Genomic DNA, 2,260 nt, shown 5'->3' with positions numbered 1-2,260 from the left:
GCGACATAGCGATCCGTTTCGATGGCGTGTCGATCGACAAGAACCGGGCGCTGACGGACTATATCCGCAGCGGCTGGGTGGCTGGTCTCGTCGACAGCAGCGTCAGGCAGGAAACCATCAACGGCAACGAGGCAGCGACCGCGCATGCCGGCGCCGAAGGCTGGCAGTTCGACATTGCGGTGATCCGCGCCGGCGGCCAGGTCTACCGGCTGCTGACCGCGGCCCCTTCGGCCAGCACGTCGCTGGACACAATCGCCCGCTCGGTCAGCGGCTCGTTCCGGATCTTGAGTGCCGCCGAAAAGGCGGCGCTGAAGCCGCTGCGCATCCGCGTCGTCACTGTCCAGCCTGGGCAGACGATGGGTTCGCTTTCGGCGCAGATGGTCGGCGTCGACCGTAAGCTCGACCTGTTCCGCGTCCTCAACGCGCTGTCGCCTGGTGCCGCGGTTTCGGCCGGCGACAAGGTCAAGATCGTCACGGACAAGTAGGCACCTGCGGACGCCTGCCGCCGTTCAGGCGGCAGTCGCCATGAACTCCGGATTCTGCTTCACCAACGCGACCTTCAGCTTTTCCATGGCGCGGGCCTCGATCTGGCGGACGCGTTCCTTGGAGATGCCGAGGGTTTCGCCGAGCGCTTCCAGCGTCGCGCCCTCGTCGTTAAGCCGGCGTTCCTCGATGATCCTCAACTCCCGTGCGTTGAGCGCGCGAAGCGCCTCCCTCAGCCAGAGCGAGCGGCGCGCGACATCGATCTTGTCGCCGACGATCTCGTCGGGCAGCGGATCGTCCGAGACCAGGAATTCCATGCGCTCGGTCGAACCCGCATCGTCGGCAACCGGCATGTTGAGTGAGGAGTCGGGAGCCGACAGCCGCGAATCCATCATCGCCACGTCGGCTTCGGAGACGCCGAGTGCTTCCGATACTTCGCGATAGAGCGTTGCGTTTGACAGTGGCTCGGCGCCATTCGCCAGCCGCGCGCGCAGGCGTCGCAGGTTGAAGAACAGCGCCTTCTGCGCCGAGCTGGTGCCGCCACGCACGATCGACCAGTTGCGCAGGATATAGTCCTGCATCGAGGCCCGGATCCACCATGTCGCATAGGTCGAGAACCGCACCTCGCGCTCCGGCTCGAAGCGGGCGGCGGCCTCGAGCAGTCCGACATGACCCTCCTGGACCAGGTCGCCGAGCGGCAGGCCGTAATGGCGGAATTTGGAGGCCATGGAAATGACCAGCCGCATATGCGCGACGGTGATGCTGTGCAGCGCGTTCTGGTCGTTGTCCTCTTTCCAGAGCAATGCAAGCCGATGCTCTTCGTCACGCTCGAGGTAGGGAGCCTTCATCGCCGCGCGGACCATGATCCGTCCTGCCGTGTCTTCCATCATGAGGCGCTCCCTGGGTGGTGCGGATGACTTTGCAAACTTGGCTGGCGCCTGGGTTGAAATGGCGGCGTCGTGCCCTAGAACAGCCAGAACTGCCATGCGCGGGAAAGGTTCCGCGACCGTGGCTGCGGGTATGTGTTGCCTGGCGGACTCCGGGGACTACCCGCGATAGCCGTGATGTCGGCTGGAAAGCGCCAGTTTGAGTATCTGATTTCAGAAACTGATTGTTTTTGGAATTCTGTTCCTTATTTTTTCGACTTGCATCTGTCAGTTTCCAGCGCTCACAATATGCCGGTCGGCCGGCCAAGGACGGGATCACAGAAAAATGAAATGGCTCAAGTCGCTCATCATCGCCGGAACGCTGCAGGCCTTGGCTGTCACCGCAGGCCATGCCGGCGCCAATCTCGACCAGATCAAGCAGGCCGGGGTCATCAAGGTCGGCACGGAAGGCACTTATGCGCCATTCACCTATCATGACACTTCGGGCGCACTGGTCGGCTTCGACGTCGAAATCGCCAAGGCGATCGCCGACAAGCTCGGCGTCAAGGTCGAATTCCTCGAAGGCAAGTGGGACGGGCTGATCGCCGGCCTCGACGCCAATCGCTATGACGCCGTCATCAACGAGGTCGGCATCACCGATGCCCGCAAGGCCAAGTACGACTTCTCCGATCCTTACATCGCCTCCAAGGCGGTGCTGATCGTGCGCGGCGACAACACAGACATCAAGACCTTTGCCGATCTCAAGGGCAAGAAGTCGGCGCAGTCGCTGACCTCGAATTTCGGCAAGCTGGCCGAAACGAACGGCGCCGAGCTGGTCGGCACCGATGGCTTCGACCAATCGATCCAGCTGCTTCTGACAGGCCGTGCCGACGCCACGATCAATGACAGCC

At 62.7% G+C, this 2,260-nt stretch carries 2 protein-coding genes and 1 pseudogene; 2 read left to right on the top strand and 1 reads right to left on the bottom strand.

Annotated elements, in window-relative coordinates; translation table 11 throughout:
* A pseudogene (locus EN994_RS28020) lies at window positions 1-485 on the top strand (metalloprotease); the annotation flags it as partial.
* 24 nt (window positions 486-509) lie between these two features.
* On the opposite strand, the gene EN994_RS28015 reads toward EN994_RS28020, so the two are convergent.
* Complete coding sequence (locus tag EN994_RS28015; RefSeq protein WP_013529172.1) at window positions 510-1,373, bottom strand: RNA polymerase factor sigma-32; 864 nt, start codon at window positions 1,371-1,373, stop codon at window positions 510-512.
* A gap of 322 nt (window positions 1,374-1,695) precedes the next feature.
* On the opposite strand from EN994_RS28015, the gene EN994_RS28010 reads away from it, so the two are divergent.
* On the top strand, window positions 1,696-2,260 hold a 565-nt coding region (locus tag EN994_RS28010), incomplete at its 3' end, for a transporter substrate-binding domain-containing protein (protein ID WP_127307991.1).

The sequence above is a fragment of the Mesorhizobium sp. M7A.F.Ca.CA.002.09.1.1 genome (assembly GCF_003998555.1).
Lineage (GTDB): Bacteria > Pseudomonadota > Alphaproteobacteria > Rhizobiales > Rhizobiaceae > Mesorhizobium > Mesorhizobium ciceri.
This window is presented reverse-complemented; position numbering and strand designations above follow the sequence as displayed.

What these genes read in the sequence shown, in the direction of transcription:
- EN994_RS28015 (WP_013529172.1), bottom strand. Translation starts at nt 1,373, where the DNA reads ATGATGGAAGACACGGCAGGACGGATCATGGTCCGCGCGGCGATGAAG.